Origin of the sequence: Streptomyces sp. P17 (genome assembly GCF_032436805.1) — a bacterium.
GTDB lineage: Bacteria > Actinomycetota > Actinomycetes > Streptomycetales > Streptomycetaceae > Streptomyces.
Genome location: NZ_JAVRBF010001471.1, coordinates 1 through 237 on the forward strand (window position 1 = coordinate 1; position 237 = coordinate 237).

The 237-nt window shown below is 70.5% G+C and carries 1 protein-coding gene; it reads right to left on the reverse strand.

The features are described 5' to 3' along the window. Positions 1-237: SDR family oxidoreductase (locus RMT89_RS45380; protein ID WP_315889591.1), on the reverse strand; the 237-nt coding region annotated here is incomplete at both ends.

Below are 237 nucleotides of genomic sequence, written 5' to 3' on the forward strand. Positions count from 1 at the left end.
GCCGCCGCCGATCCCCGCATTGGAGCAGAACAGGTCGATCGGGCCGAACCGGGTTTCGGTGTCCTCGATCAGCTGCCGGATATCGTCCTCCCGGCCGACGTCGGTGCGGGCCGCGGCGCCGCCGATCGCGTTCGCCACCGCTTCGGCGTTGGCGATATCCAGATCGGCCACCACGACCTTGGCCGCGCCTTCGCGGTGAAACGCCTCCGCCAGCGCCTTGCCGATTCCGTTGGCGCC